This is a genomic window from Streptomyces polyasparticus (genome assembly GCF_014493765.1).
Classification (GTDB): Bacteria; Actinomycetota; Actinomycetes; order Streptomycetales; family Streptomycetaceae; genus Streptomyces; species Streptomyces polyasparticus.
On sequence record NZ_JACTVJ010000015.1, the window covers coordinates 1 to 16058 of the forward strand.

The 16058-nt window shown below is 70.3% G+C and carries 13 protein-coding genes; 3 read left to right on the forward strand and 10 right to left on the reverse strand.

Annotated elements, in window-relative coordinates:
* Positions 1 to 366: 366 nt before the first annotated feature.
* A complete protein-coding gene (locus H9Y04_RS29395; protein ID WP_187817114.1) occupies positions 367 to 1374 on the reverse strand; it encodes a stage II sporulation protein M in 1008 nt (335 codons plus the stop codon).
* An 89-nt stretch (positions 1375 to 1463) separates the two neighbouring features.
* Here H9Y04_RS29395 and H9Y04_RS29400 point away from each other — a divergent pair, with 89 nt between their 5' ends.
* Positions 1464 to 2543: an RDD family protein gene (locus H9Y04_RS29400; protein WP_187817115.1), complete on the forward strand. Its 1080-nt coding sequence runs from the start codon at positions 1464 to 1466 to the stop codon at positions 2541 to 2543.
* A 49-nt stretch (positions 2544 to 2592) separates the two neighbouring features.
* On the opposite strand, the gene H9Y04_RS29405 is transcribed toward H9Y04_RS29400, so the two are convergent.
* Complete coding sequence (locus tag H9Y04_RS29405; protein ID WP_187817116.1) at positions 2593 to 3207, reverse strand: hypothetical protein; 615 nt, start codon at positions 3205 to 3207, stop codon at positions 2593 to 2595.
* A gap of 144 nt (positions 3208 to 3351) precedes the next feature.
* Positions 3352 to 4806 carry an adenosylhomocysteinase gene (ahcY, locus tag H9Y04_RS29410; protein WP_187817117.1) on the reverse strand — a complete coding sequence of 485 codons (1455 nt, stop codon included), beginning with the start codon at positions 4804 to 4806 and terminating at the stop codon, positions 3352 to 3354.
* Positions 4807 to 5203: 397 nt separating this feature from the next.
* Between ahcY and H9Y04_RS29415 the strand changes: the two genes are divergently transcribed.
* On the forward strand, positions 5204 to 7309 hold the full coding sequence (locus H9Y04_RS29415; RefSeq protein WP_308801149.1) for a fructose-specific PTS transporter subunit EIIC: 2106 nt from the start codon (positions 5204 to 5206) through the stop codon (positions 7307 to 7309).
* A 265-nt stretch (positions 7310 to 7574) separates the two neighbouring features.
* Here H9Y04_RS29415 and H9Y04_RS29420 read toward each other — a convergent pair whose 3' ends face one another.
* From H9Y04_RS29420 to H9Y04_RS29450, 7 genes are all read right to left on the reverse strand, one after another.
* The gene (locus H9Y04_RS29420; RefSeq protein WP_187817118.1) at positions 7575 to 8534 is read right to left on the reverse strand and encodes a cation diffusion facilitator family transporter; all 960 of its coding nucleotides are present in this window, start codon (positions 8532 to 8534) and stop codon (positions 7575 to 7577) included.
* A gap of 125 nt (positions 8535 to 8659) precedes the next feature.
* Positions 8660 to 9811 (reverse strand): mannose-6-phosphate isomerase, class I, encoded by a 1152-nt coding sequence (manA, locus tag H9Y04_RS29425; RefSeq protein ID WP_187817119.1) that lies wholly within the window; start codon positions 9809 to 9811, stop codon positions 8660 to 8662.
* Between the two features lie 74 nt (positions 9812 to 9885).
* Complete coding sequence (locus H9Y04_RS29430) at positions 9886 to 11019, reverse strand: SIS domain-containing protein (protein ID WP_187817120.1); 1134 nt, start codon at positions 11017 to 11019, stop codon at positions 9886 to 9888.
* A gap of 109 nt (positions 11020 to 11128) precedes the next feature.
* Positions 11129 to 11299, reverse strand: coding sequence for a Trm112 family protein (locus H9Y04_RS29435; protein WP_187817121.1), 171 nt, complete (start codon positions 11297 to 11299; stop codon positions 11129 to 11131).
* 238 nt (positions 11300 to 11537) lie between these two features.
* The gene (locus H9Y04_RS29440) at positions 11538 to 12899 is read right to left on the reverse strand and encodes a phosphomannomutase/phosphoglucomutase (protein ID WP_187817122.1); all 1362 of its coding nucleotides are present in this window, start codon (positions 12897 to 12899) and stop codon (positions 11538 to 11540) included.
* A gap of 189 nt (positions 12900 to 13088) precedes the next feature.
* On the reverse strand, positions 13089 to 14705 hold the full coding sequence (locus H9Y04_RS29445) for an L-lactate permease (RefSeq protein ID WP_187817123.1): 1617 nt from the start codon (positions 14703 to 14705) through the stop codon (positions 13089 to 13091).
* 147 nt (positions 14706 to 14852) lie between these two features.
* Positions 14853 to 15278 carry a DUF3499 domain-containing protein gene (locus H9Y04_RS29450; RefSeq protein WP_187817124.1) on the reverse strand — a complete coding sequence of 142 codons (426 nt, stop codon included), beginning with the start codon at positions 15276 to 15278 and terminating at the stop codon, positions 14853 to 14855.
* A 311-nt stretch (positions 15279 to 15589) separates the two neighbouring features.
* On the opposite strand from H9Y04_RS29450, the gene H9Y04_RS29455 reads away from it, so the two are divergent.
* Positions 15590 to 16054 (forward strand): metallopeptidase family protein, encoded by a 465-nt coding sequence (locus H9Y04_RS29455; RefSeq protein ID WP_187817125.1) that lies wholly within the window; start codon positions 15590 to 15592, stop codon positions 16052 to 16054.
* The last annotated feature ends 4 nt before the right edge of the window (positions 16055 to 16058 follow it).

Here is a 16058-nt window from a genome sequence, read left to right on the forward strand (position 1 = left end):
CCTTTGTACTCACCCTCTCGGGCTTTCCTCCGGGCTTCCCTTCGGTCTTGCGTTTCCGACTCTATCAGACTCTTTCGAGTCGATTTCCTCGGCGCCTTTCGGGGTTTCCGCTTTTCGGCGGTTTCCCTTTCCGGTGAGTCCGACTTTATCAGAGTTTCTCGGCCGGTCTGACCGGCCTTGGATTCTGATGAATCGGAAGGGGCTTCGTGAGGAATGAATTTCCTGCGAAGCACGTAGATGTGAAGCTCTGCCGCCGAACCTGACCGGTTCCAGGCAACTGTTCGAATCTACCTCCCCCGTCCTGCCGTGTCAACGACTTTCTTGGGGCGGAGAGGACAGTAGCAGGTCAGGAGGGGTGAACGCACATCACGCGGCGATGGGCACCGAGGCACTCTGTTCGGCCTCTGCCACATCGCCCCGTTCGCCGGCGCGGACAGCGCGGCCGCCCACCACGTACACGTACAGAAGGAAGGCGAGTTCCGCGACGATGCCGATGGTGATGCGTGCCCATGTGGGGAGACCGGACGGGGTGACGAAGCCTTCGATGGCGCCCGAGACGAACAGGACGAGGGCGAGTCCGACGGCCATGCCCAGGGCGGCTCGGCCTTCTTCGGCGAGGGCTGTGCGGCGGGTGCGCGGGCCCGGGTCGATGAGGGTCCAGCCGAGGCGCAGGCCCGTGCCGGCGGCGACGAAGACGGCCGTCAGTTCCAGGAGGCCGTGCGGCAGGACCAGGCCGAGGAAGGTGTCGAGGCGGCCTGCAGAGGACATGAGGCCGATGCCCACGCCCAGGTTGAGCATGTTGAGGAACAGGATCCAGATCACCGGGAAGCAGAGGAACGCGCCCAGGACCAGGCACATCGCGGCGGCCTGGGCGTTGTTCGTCCAGACCTGGGCGGCGAAGGAGGCTGCCGGGTGGCTCGAGTAGTACGTCTCGTAGTCGCCGCCGGGGCGGGTGAGCCGGCGGAGCTCCTCCGGGGCCGCGATGGCGGACTGGACTTCCGGGTGCGTGGCGATCCACCAGCCGATGACCGCGGCGAGCAGGGTCGAGAGCAATGCGGTGGGTACCCACCAGTGGCGGGTGCGGTACATCGCGGCCGGGAACCCGTTGCCCAGGAAGCGGGTGACGTCGCGCCATGAGGCGCGGCGGGTGCCCGTCACCGCGCTGCGTGCGCGCGCGACGAGCTGGCTGAGGCGGCCGGTCAGCTGGGGGTCGGGGGCGCTGGACTGGATCAGCGAGAGGTGGGTGGCGGTGCGCTGGTACAGCGCGACGAGTTCGTCGGCCTCGGCTCCGGAGAGCCTGCGCCGGCGCCGTAGCAGCGCGTCCAGGCGGTCCCATTCGGCACGGTGTGCGGTGACGAAGACGTCCAGGTCCATCCGGCGGCTGCTCCCCTTGCTGCGGCGCGATGTGCTCTCAGCTTGGCAGACTGTCCGGTCCAGGGGCAGTGCGGGGAAGGGCGGGACACGTGAGTGAGCTGGTGACCGGTGAGGCCGTGGCGCTCGAACTGCGTGCCGCGCGGCTGCCCAGCCGTGCCTTGGCGGTGATGATCGATCTGGCTGCGGCTTTCGCGGCGTATATCGCCGTGTCGCTGCTGTTGCTCGCCGCTGCCGGTTCTCTCGACGGCGCCGCGCAGGCGGCGATCTCGGTGGCCACGTTCATCCTCGTGCTCGTCGGCGCGCCGATCGCGGTGGAGACGCTGAGCCATGGGCGTTCGCTGGGGAAGCTCGCCTGCGGGCTTCGGGTCGTACGCGATGACGGCGGACCCATCCGCTTCCGGCATGCGCTGGTGCGCGGGGCGATGGGGGTGATCGAGATCCTGGGGACGGCCGGGGTGGTCGCGTGTATCGCCTCGCTGGTGTCGGCGCGCGGGCGGCGGCTCGGGGATGTGTTCGCGGGGACGCTCGTCGTACGGGAGCGGATCCCTGTGGCCCGTACCGCCTATGTGCCACCGCCTCCGCCCTGGCTGGTGGGGCGGTTCGCCGAACTGGATCTGTCCGGCGTTCCCGACGCTCTGTGGCTGGCGATCCGGCAGTACCTGACGCGGATGGGGCAGTTGGATCCGCAGGTGGGATGGTCGATGGCGGCGCGGCTCGCGAACGATCTCGCGGCTTGTACGGGGAGTGCGGCGCCACAAGAGGTTCCGCCGGCGGCCTATTTGGCGGCTGTGGTGCAGGAGCGGCAGGCTCGGGATGCGCGGAAGGCGTTCGGGGCTGCGCCTGTGCCCGGTTATGGGGCCCCCGCCTATGGGACCCCCGGTAATGGGGCCCCCGCCTATGGGACCCCCGGGTATGGGGCTGTGGCGCCCGCTCCTCCTCAGGCGACTCGGCCTGCTTCTGCTGATGCGTCTGGGCCTGCTTCTGCTCAGTACCCTGCGCCGACTGTCGAGTCCCCTGTGTCTGCCCCCGGCTCAGGGGCTTTTGCGCCGCCTGCGGGGCAGCCCGCTTCTCAGCCGGTTCAGCCCTCCTACCGGTCTCCCGCGGCCGAGCCTCCGGCCGTTGCCCAGGAGGACGTGGCGCCCAAGACCGGCTTTGCGCCGCCTGCTTGAGGCGGCTGCGGGTCGCGTGCCCGCACAACCGCCTCGTGAAGAGGCGGAGTTACGGGAACACCGACGGCGGGGACTCCAGGTCTTCGAGCTCGAGGCCCGGCGCCGCGAGCACCACGTCACCGGCGATGTGCACGGTGTGCTGCTCCCCCGTGTCCAGGTCCGCGACCTGGTATTCGTCCACCGCCAGCGGGCCGTTGTCAGTGGCGTGTGTTTCGCTTTTCAGCAGTGACCAGGACTGGTCGAGGGTGCGCGGGGCGAGCACGGGGTCGGTGAAGCGGACGAGGCGGACGCGCTTCGAGGGGGAGTCGGGGGTGAGGCGCAGCAGCCGTGCTGTGGCGATCAGGAATGAGGGTGAGGCACCGCTGAAGGCATGGGCCCGGACATTGCCTTCGGTGGCGTGCTCGCCGGTGGGGTCGGTGCGCACCCAGGTCACGCCGTCGATGGCGGCGCCGCGCACCTGCCAGTCCGAGGTGTGCAGTTCGAGGCGGATGGGGCGGCCGAGTTCGTCGACGGCCAGGTCGACGGAGCCGGTGAAGTCCCCGGCGGGGGAGGTCAGTTGGGAGACGTAGCGCCAGCCGGAAGGGCCGGGGGCGCAGTGGAAGTGCTCTTCACCGAGGGGGGTGTGGTCGTGCGGATCGTGGAGCGAATAGCGGCCGCGGGGCATGAGGTCGAGTCCTTGCTGGGTCCTGCTCGGGGCCTGGTCGGGGCTGCACGCGGGCAGGCCCCCGCCTGAGGGGCGAGGGCCTGCCTGGCGCCAAGTGCTCCGCCAGCGACGGGATCGGTGGCGGTGGTGGTCCGACCTGCGGGATCAGTACCGGTAGTGGTCCGGCTTGTACGGGCCGTCGACCTTGACGCCGATGTAGTCGGCCTGCTCCGGGCGCAGTTCGGTGAGCTTCACACCGAGCGCGTCCAGGTGGAGGCGGGCGACCTTCTCGTCGAGGTGCTTCGGGAGCACGTACACGTCGGTCGGGTACTGCTCGGGCTTCGTGAACAGCTCGATCTGGGCCAGGGTCTGGTCCGCGAACGAGTTGGACATCACGAAGGACGGGTGGCCGGTCGCGTTGCCCAGGTTCAGGAGGCGGCCCTCGGAAAGGACGATGAGGACCTTGCCGTCGGGGAACGTCCAGGTGTGGACCTGCGGCTTGACCTCGTCCTTGACGATGCCCGGGATCTGCGCGAGGCCGGCCATGTCGATCTCGTTGTCGAAGTGGCCGATGTTCCCGACGATCGCCTGGTGCTTCATCTTGGCCATGTCCGAGGCCATGATGATGTCCTTGTTGCCGGTCGTCGTGATGAAGATGTCGGCCTTGTCGATGACCTCGTCGAGCGTGGTCACCTGGTAGCCGTCCATCGCCGCCTGCAGCGCGCAGATCGGGTCGATCTCGGTGACGATGACGCGGGCACCCTGGCCGCGCAGCGACTCGGCGCAGCCCTTGCCCACGTCGCCGTAGCCGCAGACGACCGCGGTCTTGCCGCCGATGAGGACGTCGGTGGCGCGGTTGATGCCGTCGATCAGCGAGTGGCGGCAGCCGTACTTGTTGTCGAACTTCGACTTGGTCACGGCGTCGTTGACGTTGATCGCCGGGAACAGCAGCGTGCCGTCACGGTGCATCTCGTACAGACGGTGGACACCGGTCGTGGTCTCCTCCGTCACACCGCGGATCTCCGAGGCGAGCTTCGTCCACTTGTCGGAGCCCTCGGTGATGGTGCGGTTGAGGAGCTGCAGGATGACGCGGTGCTCTTCGTTCTCGGCGGTGTCGACCGAGGGGACCTTGCCGGCCTTCTCGTACTCGACGCCCTTGTGGACGAGGAGGGTGGCGTCGCCGCCGTCGTCGAGGATCATGTTCGGGCCGCCGGTGGGGCTGCCCGGCCAGGTCAGCGCCTGCTCGGTGCACCACCAGTACTCCTCGAGCGTCTCGCCCTTCCAGGCGAAGACCGGGACGCCCTGGGGGGAGTCCGGCGTGCCGTTCGGGCCGACGGCGATGGCGGCGGCGGCGTGGTCCTGGGTGGAGAAGATGTTGCAGGAGACCCAGCGGACCTCGGCGCCCAGGGCGACCAGGGTCTCGATGAGGACGGCGGTCTGCACGGTCATGTGCAGGGAGCCCATGATCCGCGCGCCGGCCAGCGGCTGCGAGGCGGCGAACTCCTTGCGGATCGACATCAGACCGGGCATCTCGTGCTCGGCGAGGGTGATCTCCTTGCGGCCGAACTCGGCCAGCGAGAGATCGGCGACCTTGAAGTCCTGTCCATTGACAAGGGTCATGTGAAGCTGCTCCCGGATCGGAGGCGGTATTCGGGCATGGAGCGGCTGCGGCGCGGGCACACGACGCGCAGGCGCAACACCAGCCCGCGCAGGCACACAGAGTGGACCCGGTAGCTCGCAGCGCAGTCCGTCGGAGGCCCTCTCTCCCTCGGACGGCCCAACCATCGGCCCGCCCGACCGCCATCAGCAGCGACGTCTGTCAGGTCACGAATCTACACCGATCGGCCCAGCGGGCAGTAGCCCGCCCCAGGCTCTCGCGAGCGGGGCGCCGGGCGGTCCAGAGGCCTGCCGGGCGCAAGCCTTCTAGAATTTTGCGCACAGACATGCTCATAGCAGGATGCAGTAGGCCAAACCCGCACTGCTGTGCGGTGTCGCACGGAAGCCTGAGGAGACCTACGTGACCAGTCCAGCGCAACCGCCCGCAGGCGCCGGGCCCGACGGGCACAAGCTGAAGCTCCTGGCGGTCACCGCGTGCCCGACCGGTATCGCCCATACGTATATGGCGGCCGAGAAGCTCCAGCAGGCGGCCGACGGTCTCGGCATCGACATGAAGGTGGAGACGCAGGGCTCGATCGGAGCCGAGAACGTCCTCACCGACAACGATGTCAGAGAAGCCGACGGCATCATCATCGCAGCCGACAAGGAGGTCGACCTCGACCGCTTCGCCGGCAAGAAGCTCCTGACGGTTCCGGTCGCGGACGGCATCCACCGGCCCGAGCAGCTGATCGCCGAGGTGCAGAGCGCCACGGTGTACACGGGCGGCGGTGCCGGCGGCGGCGCGGCGGGCGGCTCCGGTGGGGGCGGCGCGGGCGGCGGCAAGGAGCGGAGCCTCGCGTACAAGGCGCTGATGAACGGTGTCTCGTACATGATCCCGTTCGTCGTCGTGGGCGGTCTGCTGCTCGCCATCTCGCTGTCCCTGGGCGGTCATGCGGACGCCAAGGGCGGCCTCGTGGTCCCCGAGGACACGTTCTGGTACTACGTGCAGAAGCTCGGTGAGACCGGCTTCAGCCTGATGCTGCCGATCTTCTCGGGCTACATCGCGTACGCGCTCGGCGACCGCCCCGCCCTCGTACCCGGCATGATCGGCGGTTTCCTGGCGGCCAACGCGACGGGCATCTACGGCGCCGACGCGAACGCGGGCTTCCTTGGCGCGATCGTCACCGGTTTCATGGCCGGTTACCTCGTGATGTGGATCAAGAAGGTCAAGGTGCCGAAGTTCGTGGCACCGATCATGCCGATCATCGTGATCCCCATCGTGTCGACGCTGGTGCTCGGCCTGCTCTACATCTACGTGATCGGCCAGCCGATCTCCTGGGTCTTCACGCACCTCACCGACTGGCTGAACGGCATGACCGGTTCCAGCGCGGTCGTGCTCGGCGCCATCATCGGTCTCATGATCGCCTTCGACATGGGCGGTCCGGTCAACAAGACGGCGTTCCTGGTCGCGGCCGGTCTGATCGGCACGAACAACGAGGTCATGGGTATGGCCGCGGCCGCCATCCCGGTCATGCCGCTCGGCCAGGGTCTGGCCACGCTGCTGCGCAAGAAGTTCTATACGCAGGAGGAGCAGGAGACCGGTCTCGCGGCGCTGTTCATGGGCTTCTTCGGTATCTCCGAGGGAGCGATCCCCTTCGCCGCGGCGCGGCCGGCCCAGGTCATTCCGGCGAACATGCTCGGTGGTGCGGTCGCCGGTGCGATCGCCGGTGTAGCCGGGGTGACGGACTCGGTGCCGCACGGTGGCCCGATCGTCTCGCTGTTCGGCGCGATCGGCGGTGCGCTGATGTTCTTCGTCGCGATCATCGCCGGTACGGTCGTCACCGCTCTGACCACCAACGCGCTCATCGGCATCAAGGCCCGCAAGGACGCCGACGAGACCGTGCAGATGGGTGGCGCCGAGCCGGCCATGGCCAGTGTGGGTGCCGGGGTGAAGGCCGCCGGCGCTGCTGCCGCGGCCGCCGGTACCGCCTCCCCCGCTACTCCGGCCGGTACGAAGTCGGCCGGCATCGGGGCCGGGGCCACGGAGCAGCCGGCTTCCGCGGCCGATGACGAGGTCCTCTCCGGTTACCTCACCGCGCAGACCGTCAAGGTCCGGCTCACCTCCGACGACAAGGAGGCGGCGATCCGCGAGATGGCCAACATGCTGGCCTCCACCGGCAAGGTCAACGACACCGAGGAGCTCGTACAGACCGCGCTGCGGCGCGAGGCGCAGGGCACCACGGGACTCGGCGAGGAGATCGCGATCCCGCACGCCAAGACGGATGCGGTCGACGAGCCCGTCGTCGGGTTCGCCCGGTCCCCCGAGGGCGTCGAGTGGGGCTCGCTCGACGGTACGAAGGCCAAGCTGATCTTCATGATCTCCGTGCCGGAGGCTGCCGCGGGCGATGAGCATCTGCGGATCCTCGCGCTGCTGTCGCGCAAGCTGATGGACACCGGGTTCCGTGAGCGGCTGCAGTCGGCGCCGGATGACGCGGCGATTCTGGATGTGCTGCGCGAGATTCGGTAGCTCCCGGATTTCGTACGGCGACGGGCCCCGCACCTCGGAAGGTGTGGGGCCCGTTCGCTTGCCGAAGGTGCTGCCTGGTGGTCGTACGGCAGGTGTGGATTTCCCCTACCCGCCCCTTCCCGAAACCGGGGCTGCGCCCCGGACCCCATGTGCGGGGCCCCAGGGTGGGTGGGACCGCGGGGGCTTCGCCCCCTGCACCCCCAGCATCCGAACTTCGTTCGGATCTCCTCAAACGCCGGAGGGGCTGAGTGGGGCTGAAAAGGGATCAGTGTCCGCCCGGGGACTTCGCCGGGTTGTCGCCCGCCTCGGCCGCCGACTCGCTGTAGATGTCCGGCTCGAGGTAGATCACGCGGGCGATCGGGACGGCGGCGCGGATGCGGTCCTCGGCTGCGTTTATGGCGGCTGCCACCTCGGCGGCCGTGTCGTCGTGCTGGACCGCGACCTTGGCGGCAACGAGGAGTTCCTCGGGGCCGAGGTGCAGCGTACGCATGTGGATGATGCGGGTGACGGTGTCGCCGTCGACCATCGCGGCCTCGATCTTGGCGACCTCCTCGGCACCCGCGGACTCACCGAGCAGCAGCGACTTCGTCTCGGCGGCGAGCACGATCGCGATCAGGATGAGCAGCACACCGATGCAGAGGGTGCCGATGCCGTCCCAGACGCCGTTGCCGGTGGCGAGCGCGAGGCTGACGCCGACCAGGGCGAGGATCAGACCGACCAGCGCGCCGAGGTCCTCGAGGAGGACGACGGGGAGCTCGGGCGCCTTGGAGCGGCGGATGAACTCCTTCCACGACTGCTTGCCGCGGATCGCGTTCGACTCCTTGATGGCCGTACGGAAGGAGAAGGTCTCGGCGATGATCGCGAACACCAGGACGCCGACCGGCCAGTACCAGTGCGTGATCTCGTGCGGGTGCTTGATCTTCTCGTAGCCCTCGTAGATGGCGAACATGCCACCGACGGAGAAGAGCACGATCGAGACGAGGAAGGCGTAGATGTAGCGCTCGCGGCCGTAGCCGAAGGGGTGCTGGGGGGTCGCGGCGCGCTGCGCCTTCTTGCCGCCGAGCAGGAGCAGGCCCTGGTTGCCCGAGTCGGCGAGCGAGTGGACGCTCTCCGCCAGCATCGACGAGGAGCCACTGAAGATGAAGGCCACGAATTTCGCTACCGCGATGGCGAGGTTGGCGGCGAGTGCCGCCACGATCGCCTTGGTGCCGCCTGACGCGCTCATCTAGCCCGATGTCCCTTCGAACCGCTGCCTTGTACGTACGTGAGTAGGCCGTGTACGCAATGGACCGCACGGCCGCCGGGGCCATGCGGTCCGTCATTGTTGCAGCAGTGGCAGGGGACGGCGCGTCAGGCCACCACAGTGGCGCGGAAGAGGGTGCCGTTTCCGGAAATCTCCGCCGCCTCGTCCGCGGGGACGAAGACCGACTGGCCCGGAGCGAGCTCGTACTCCCCCGCGGTCACCGTGCCCGCCGTGCAGAGCAGGATCTGCGGAGTACGGGCGGTCACCGTGCGCTTCTCGGAGCCCTCGGCCAGGACATAGCGCGAGAGGCGGAACTCGTCGATCGGCGTCTCGTAGACCTCCTCGCCGTCGGGGCCCGCCTCGGGGCGCAGGACGCCCGGGTCGGTGGCCTCGAAGCGGACGATGCGCAGGAGTTCGGGGACGTCGACGTGCTTGGGGGTGAGGCCGCAGCGCAGCACGTTGTCGGAGTTGGCCATGATCTCGACGCCCAGGCCGTTGAGGTAGGCGTGCGGGACGCCCGCGCCGAGGAACAGGGCCTCGCCGGGCTGCAGTTGGACGTAGTTGAGCAGCATCGCGGCGATCACGCCCGGGTCGCCCGGGTAGTGGCGGGCGATGCTCGCGTACGGGGCGTAGGCGCCGCCCAGGCTCTCGGCGGCGGCCGCGGCCTCGGTGACCGTGGCCGTCATCGCGTCCTTGTCGGCGCTGAGCACGGCGGTGAGCACCTCGCGCAGCGCCGCTTCCTCGGGCTGTGCGTGCAGCAGGTCGACGTACGGCTTCAGGGAGTCCACACCGAGACCGGCGAGCAGCTCCGCGGCCTCGGCCGGGGCGCGGAAGCCGCACAGGCCGTCGAACGGGGTGAGCGCGCAGATCAGTTCGGGCTTGTGGTTGGCGTCCTTGTAGTTGCGGAACGGTGCGTCGATCGGGACGCCGCGCTGCTCCTCGTCCGCGTAACCCTCCTTCGCCTGCTCCAGATTGGGGTGCACCTGCAGCGAGAGCGGGGCGCCGGCGGCGAGCAGCTTGAGCAGGAAGGGCAGCCGGGGGCCGAACTTCGCGACGGCCGCGGCGCCCAGCTCGGCCTCGGGGGCGGCGTCGATGACCTCGTTGAGCGGGCCGCGCTCCAGGCGCGAGGGGGCGCCGGGGTGAGCGCCCATCCACATCTCGGCCTGCGGTTCGCCGGTCGGCTCCACGCCGAGCAGCTGCGGGATCGCGGTGGCCGAACCCCAGGCGTACGGGCGGATGGTGTTGGTGAGGCGGTCCATGAGGGGTGTTCCTTCGACGTGCGTACTTTGTCCGTACGGGAATCAGGTGCCCGGGACGGGCACCGGCAGGCCGGTCATGATGAGCCCCCGGAGGCGAGCGCCAGGTAAACGGCGGCGAAATCCGTGACGGCGATCAGCTCCGCCAGGGATTCCAGGTCGCTGCCCTCCTGCGGTTCGAGCTCGCTGATCGCGATGTCGTGACCGAGCGCGAGCTCGCGGGCGGCCGGGGCGGCGCTGAGGCCGCCGGTGGGGCGGTCGCGCAGGAGCACGGCGCGGGCGCGCAGGGCCTGCGGTTCGTCCACGCGGTCACGGAAGAAGTCCTCCGGGTCGCCGCCCGCCGCGAGGTTGCCCGTCAACAGGGCGCCATGGGCGGGCAGGGCCTCGGGCAGCTCGCCGGCGAGGGCGGCGCGGCCCGCGATCTCGGCGAGCATCGCGGCGAAGCGGCGGCCGACCGGGCCCGCGGGCGGTCCCTCGGTCCAGATCAGCGGCAGGGACTCGTCGAGCTCGGCGGCGAGGGTCTTGGCCGGGTTGCTGTACGTGGCGATCGCCGGGCCGCAGCGTTCCGCGGTGGCGTCGAGCCGGTCGGCGACCTTCTGCAGGCTGTCGGGTGCGGCCTCGATCAGGCCCGCGCGGTCGAGGAGCGCGAGCATCGGGGTGAGCAGCGCCCACAGGGCGTCCGGGCCCGCGGCCGCGCCCTCCTCGTACTCGGCATGAAGGCTCTTCGCCATCGGTACGGCCAGGCCGTGCTTGGCCCCGACGGTCTCGTGCAGCGGGGATCCGGCGGGGGCCACGGAGGTGACCGAGCAGCCCCGGCGGTACGCCTGCTCGGCGAGGAGTTCGAGGCCGGGCTCGGTGCCGTCGGGTGTGGCGATCAGGAGCAGGTCGACCGGGCCCGCCCAGCCGGGCAGGTTCCAGCGGAGGGCTCCGGCGGCGGGGGCCACGCCGGTGGGCTGCAGCCTGACGACCGGGCAGGCCGCCCCCGCCAAGGTGTCGATCAGGTCGGCGACGCACACGGACGCGGCGCCGGGGCCCGCGATGAGGATCGCCCGGGGGCGGCCCTCGGGGCGCAGGCTGCTGACACCGGCCTCCTCCGCGAAGCGCACCGCGGTGCGCACCCTGGCACCGGCCTCGGCCGCGCCGCGGAGCAGGCCTCTGCGGTCGGCTCGGGCCAGGGCTTCGGGGCTGTCCAGCAGCGAGTCGTCTAGCACGGGGGTGGGCCTCCGAACGCTGGGTGCGGGGTGGCTTCGGTGTGTGCGGGGTGCGGCGGCTTGTCGCGTACGGCTCCGGAGTCGTCGCGTCCGTGCCGCCGGGGCCGGATCAGGCCGGGCGGCGGGCCTCGTCGACCAGGAGGACGGGGATGCCGTCGCGGACCGGGTAGGCCAGGCCGCAGTCCGTGCCGGTGCAGATCAGCTCGGTGTCCGCTTCCTTGAGGGGTGCGTGGCACGCCGGGCAGGCGAGGATCTCGAGGAGTCCGGCTTCGAGCGGCATGGTGAGGGTCCGTCCCTTCGAACTGGTGGTTTGACCACGTCAGGGTATCGCTGTGTGCGGTGGGGTGCCGGGTCTTGGGGCGGCGGGGCCGCGGCCTCAACGCGGCCGGAGGGGACGGGGTCGGGTGCCTGGCATTCGGGCGGTCCGATACGTCAGCGTCAGTCCCTCGGTACCGGCCCACAGCCCCAGCAGGGGCCCGGGGGCTGTGCCCCCGTGACCCCCGCGGCGTCAGGCCGGATCAACCGCGTACCAGTGCCAGGACCTCGTCCCGTACCCGCTCCATCGTCGCCGCGTCGCGCGCCTCCACATTCAGGCGCAGCAGCGGCTCCGTGTTCGAGGCCCGGAGGTTGAACCACCAGTCGGAGGCCGAGACCGTCAGGCCGTCCAGCTCGTCCAGGGCGAGGCCCTCGCGGCCCTCGTACGCGGTCTTCACCGCGGCCGCACGAGCCACCTGGTCGTCGACGGTGGAGTTGATCTCGCCGGAGCCGGTGTAGCGGTCGTACTGGGCGACGAGGTCGGACAGCGTGCCCTCCTGGCCGCCCAGCGCGGCGAGGACGTGGAGCGCGGCGAGCATGCCCGTGTCCGCGTTCCAGAAGTCCTTGAAGTAGTAGTGCGCCGAGTGCTCGCCGCCGAAGATCGCCCCGGTGTGGGCCATCTCCTGCTTGATGAAGGAGTGGCCGACGCGGGTGCGGACCGGGGTGCCGCCGTTCTCCCGGACGACCTCCGGCACCGACCACGAGGTGATCAGGTTGTGGATGATCGTGCCCTTGCCCCCGTGCTTGGCCAGCTCACGGGCCGCGACCAGAGCCGTGATCGCGGACGGCGAGACCGGCTCGCCCCGCTCGTCGACCACGAAGCAGCGGTCGGCATCGCCGTCGAAGGCGAGGCCGAGGTCGGCGCCCTCCTCGCGCACCCGCTTCTGCAGGTCCACGATGTTGGCCGGGTCCAGCGGGTTGGCCTCGTGGTTGGGGAAGGTGCCGTCCAGCTCGAAGTACATGGGGACGAGGTCGAGCGGCAGGCCGTCGAAGACGGTCGGCACGGTGTGGCCGCCCATCCCGTTGCCCGCGTCCACCACGACCTTCAGCGGCCGGATCGAGGTCAGGTCGACCAGGCGCAGCAGATACGCCGCATAGTCGGTGAGCGTCTCGCGCTGCGTGATCTCGCCGGGAGCGGCGGCCGGCTCGGGGGCACCGGAGTCGGCCCACTGCTCGACCAGCTCACGGATCTCGGCGAGGCCCGTGTCCTGGCCGATCGGGGCGGCGCCGGCGCGGCACATCTTGATCCCGTTGTACTGCGCGGGGTTGTGCGAGGCCGTGAACATCGCGCCCGGCAGATCCATGTCACCGGAGGCGAAGTACAGCTGGTCGGTCGAGCAGAGGCCGATCTCGGTGACCGCGACGCCCAGTCGCGACGCACCGCGCGCGAAGGCGCGCGAGAGCCCCGGGGACGACGGGCGCATGTCATGTCCGACGACGATCGCGTCGGCACCGGTGACCCGGGCGAACGCGGCGCCGAACAGCTCCGCGAGCTGCTCGTCCCACTGGTCGGGCACGACGCCGCGAACGTCGTACGCCTTCACGATCTGTGTCAGATCAACCACAGCCCAAGCCTCTCTGGAATGTCAGTGCGGTGCACCAAAACTACCCGCCGCCCACAAGCCCCCGTACCAGCCTGTGGACAACCGGCGAAGCAGGTCGGAAGTGAGGACCGACAGTCCGTTTCCGGGCCGCCCGGCCACCTCACCCGACGGCCCGCAGCAAGGCACTCACGGCAGCACTCCCAGCACCACTCACGGCAGCATCCACCCCAGCACCGCCGTGCTCTGCAGCACCACGATCAGGCACATCACCAGCAGCAGCCCGACACTCCACGGCAGCACCTTGCGCAGCAGATCGCCCTCCTTGCCGGCGAGCCCGACCGCCGCGCACGCGATCGTCAGGTTCTGCGGCGAGATCATCTTGCCGAGCACACCGCCCGAACTGTTCGCCGCCGCAAGGAGATCCGGCGACAGACCCGACTGGCGCGCCGCGGTCACCTGCAGCGCACCGAACAGTGCGTTCGCCGAGGTGTCGGACCCCGAGACCGCCACCCCGAACCAGCCGAGCACGGGCGACAGGAACGCGAGCCCCGCACCCGCCGCCGCCACGTAGTGCCCGATCACGGCCGCTTGACCGGACAGGTTCATCACATAGGCGAGCGCGAGCACCGACGTCACGGTCAGGATCGCGAAGCGCAGCTCGTACACGGTGGCCAGCCACTCCCGTACGGCGGGACGCAGCCGCACCCCGATCACGGCGGCCGTGCCGACTCCCGCGAGCAGCACGAGAGTTCCGCCGGTCGACACCAGCGGCAGCGTGAACAGGTCGGCCCCGACCGGCTCACCGTCCGGCCCTGCCACATCGAGCAGCGGCCAGTCGAAGACCTGCGTCGCCCCGGCCAGGAAATCCTTCACCGGCGGGATCTGCGCGACCGAGAACACGGCCACGATCAGCCCGTACGGAGCGTAGGCGCGCACCACTTCGCGCCGCGCGTCCACCACGTCCAGGTCCTCACTCCGTACGCCGGTGAGGACGGCGGTCCGTACGGGCTCCGCCGCCGGCCTGCGCGCCCCGGGCAGGGCCACGAGCGCGGCCGCACCCGCGAGCGCGGCGCCGATGTCGGCGAGCTGGGCGGAGACGTAGTTGGAGGCCGCGAACTGGGCCACGGCGAAGGCGACTCCGCACGCAAGGGCGGGCACCCACGTCTCGCGCAGCCCGCGCCTGCCGTCCACGAGGAAGACGAGAACGAGCGGCACGACCAGCGCGAGCAGCGGCGTCTGCCGCCCGACGACCGAGGCCACGCTGTCCAGCGGCAGCCCGGTGACCTGCGCGAGCGTCACGACCGGTGTGCCCATGGCGCCGAAGGCGACCGGCGCGGTGTTGGCGACGAGCGCGACCACGGCCGCCTTCACCGGCGCGAAGCCGAGCGCGACCAGCATCACCGCGCTGATCGCGACCGGCGCCCCGAACCCCGCGAGCGCTTCGAGCAGCGCGCCGAAACAGAAGGCGATGACGAGTGCCTGGATACGGGGGTCGTCGGAGAGCCTGCCGAAGGAGCGGCGCAGGATGTCGAAGTGCTGGGTGCGGACCGTCATCCGGTACACCCACAGGGCGTTGACGACGATCCACATGATCGGGAAGAGCCCGAAGAGCACCCCCTGGGCGGCCGCCGACGCGGTCTGCGTCACCGGCATCCCGTACGCGATCCAGGCCACGGCCGCCGCCACGGCCAGGCCGATCAGACCGGCGCGATGGGCGCGCATACGGACGGCGCCGAGCAGTACGAGGACGGTGACGAGCGGCAGCGTCGCGACCAGTGCGGACAGGGCGAGCGAAGCGGCGACGGGTTCCAGTTCCTGAACGAACACACAGGCCTCCCGGGTCGCGGGAAATGGTCGTGTCCGCAGCGAGAAGGAGTCAATGGCCCGTACAACGAAGGGTGTTGAGGGGAGTGCGACGATCCACGTCAGGAGATGTGAAGGGAACTAGACGGCGGCGAGGGCCATTTGAGCCGCTCAGGACTCCGGCGACCGCAGCACCCGCAGATGGCCGCGGCGCGCGACCTCCATCGGGTCGGCCCCCGCACGCCCGCTGCCGCCGGCCTCCGCCGTGCGCTCCTGGGGCCTCGCGGCCTCCCGTACGGCATTGGCGAGGGCTTCGAGATCATCGCCACTCGGGCGGGGCGGGGCGGAGCCGTCGGCCAGGCGGACGACCTCCCAGCCGCGCGGGGCGGTCAGGCGTTCCGAGTGCTCGGCGCACAGGTCATAGCAGTGCGGCTCTGCGTACGTGGCGAGCGGACCGAGCACAGCGGTCGAGTCCGCGTAGACGTACGTCAGCGTCGCGACGGCGGGACGGCCGCAGGCGGTGCGCGAACAGCGACGTACGAGGCTCACGACGTTGGACGGTACCGCACTCTTGAGCGGGCCGCGACGACTCTCCACGAGGTCACCCCACCGTGTCGTGCTGTGAGCCCGCCCACACCGCGCTCTTCCCTCTCCTCGCTGACCTGCGCGGAGCCCATCCGGCGCGGCAGTGACGGGTGTTGAATCCGGTCACCACTCGATGCAAATGACGTCATTTGCCATGAGAAGGGCGGTCTTCAAGCCGTACGGAATCGAGCTCAATCGCGATCCGAACGGTCAGGAAGCGACAGCCCGCCCGCCGGACGCCACACCTCCCAGCGGCACCGCCCGGGTGACGCCCCGCGCCGGGAACAGCGCCTGTCGGTCGAGAGGACTAGGCTGCACCGGTAATGGACAGCCCCGTACCGCCTCGCCCCACCGAGCCCAGGCCCCGTCGCCGCGACCGTCATGGCCGTGGCATGCGCGGGCCCGTCGCTCCCCCGCAGGTGCCGCTGTCCGCGAGCCGGGCCGAGCTGTTCACCGATCTGGTGCAGGACTCCGTGGAGCGCCTGGAGCGGCGGCTGCCCCAGCTCTCCGACATCGAGTTCCTGGTCCTCGAAGTGCCTCGGCTCCAGGCCCCGGCCGGTACCCCCGACGGGGACTTCGGCGGCGGCTCCGTACCGCTCGGCGGCATCGTCCCGGCGCGTGACGGCAAGCCCGCCCGTGTGGTGGTCTACCGCCGCCCGGTGGAAATCCGCACCAAGAGCCGCGACGAACGGGCCGCGCTGGTGCACGAGGTGGTCGTCGAGCAGGTGGCCGAACTCCTGGGCCTGTCACCGGAGTCGGTGGATCCGCGGTACGGCGAGGAGCAGTAGGTCC

Coding starts and splice junctions, on each gene's coding strand:
- H9Y04_RS29395 (WP_187817114.1), bottom strand. CDS start 1,374: ATGGACCTGGACGTCTTCGTCACCGCACACCGTGCCGAATGGGACCGC.
- H9Y04_RS29405 (WP_187817116.1), bottom strand. CDS start 3,207: ATGCCCCGCGGCCGCTATTCGCTCCACGATCCGCACGACCACACCCCC.
- ahcY (WP_187817117.1), bottom strand. CDS start 4,806: ATGACCCTTGTCAATGGACAGGACTTCAAGGTCGCCGATCTCTCGCTG.
- H9Y04_RS29420 (WP_187817118.1), bottom strand. CDS start 8,534: ATGAGCGCGTCAGGCGGCACCAAGGCGATCGTGGCGGCACTCGCCGCC.
- manA (WP_187817119.1), bottom strand. CDS start 9,811: ATGGACCGCCTCACCAACACCATCCGCCCGTACGCCTGGGGTTCGGCC.
- H9Y04_RS29435 (WP_187817121.1), bottom strand. CDS start 11,299: ATGCCGCTCGAAGCCGGACTCCTCGAGATCCTCGCCTGCCCGGCGTGC.
- H9Y04_RS29455 (WP_187817125.1), top strand. CDS start 15,590: ATGGACAGCCCCGTACCGCCTCGCCCCACCGAGCCCAGGCCCCGTCGC.